The organism is Microcoleus sp. Pol11C3, assembly GCF_036701485.1.
In the GTDB taxonomy this organism is placed as follows: domain Bacteria; phylum Cyanobacteriota; class Cyanobacteriia; order Cyanobacteriales; family Microcoleaceae; genus Microcoleus.
In genome coordinates this window covers 2,661-3,449 of sequence record NZ_JAUBQW010000047.1, presented here as the reverse complement: position 1 = coordinate 3,449, position 789 = coordinate 2,661, and the positions used below count along the sequence as shown (strand labels likewise).

The 789-nt window shown below is 54.9% G+C and carries 1 pseudogene; it reads right to left on the bottom strand.

What is annotated here, in order from left to right:
• A pseudogene (locus QUA40_RS13105) lies at nt 1–789 on the bottom strand (DUF11 domain-containing protein); the annotation flags it as partial.

Sequence of the window (789 nt, the reverse complement as noted above, 5' to 3'; positions counted from 1 at the left end):
GGGAGTGGGACTTGTGGGTCCATTCACAGTAGCGGTAGCGGGTGGACTGATAGCACCACTGTTGTCTGTAGCGCTGTAGGTAAAATTGGCTCCTGTAAAGTTGCCCGTCGTTTGGAAAAATAGTTGCTGTAACTGTTCTGGAGTCAGGACTTGACCTGCTGTGACTGGTACGCCGCCGTTGGCTGGATCTCCTAAAAACAGGACTGCTTGGTCTGCTGGGGGTAGGGTGTTGATCGTGTAGGATGCGATCGGCCCTTCCAAGTCGCTTCCTCCCAATCCTGTGACTAACTGGCTGCTGTTGGGGCCTAGGCTGGAGTTGGCAGGGTTGGCGGATGGTGGTTGGTTGGGAATTGGTGCTGGTGTCAGAGGTGTAGTGACTGTAGATTCGTTGTTGCCCGGAGTGGGGTCAGCGGTAGTTGAGGTACTTCTGGCGGTGTTGGTGACGCTGCCGGATGCTGGGGCGATGAAGCTGACTGTGTTGGTGACGGTGGCACCGCTGGCTAAGCTGGTAACTGGCGGGAAGCTGACAATACCTGTATTGGAATCGTAGACACCGCCGTTGACTGCTGTTGCGCCGCCAACGATGCTGTCGGTAATTGTGATGTTTTCGGCTGTGCTTGGGCCGTTGTTGACTGTGGAAATTGTGTAAGTAACTATTTCACCCGGTGCTGCTGTCGTAGTCCCGGTTTTGGTGGTAACAACGTCGGCACTAGGTGTCAGAGGTGTAGTGACTGTAGATTCGTTGTTGCCCGGAGTGGGGTCAGCGGTAGTTGAGGTACTTCTGGCGGT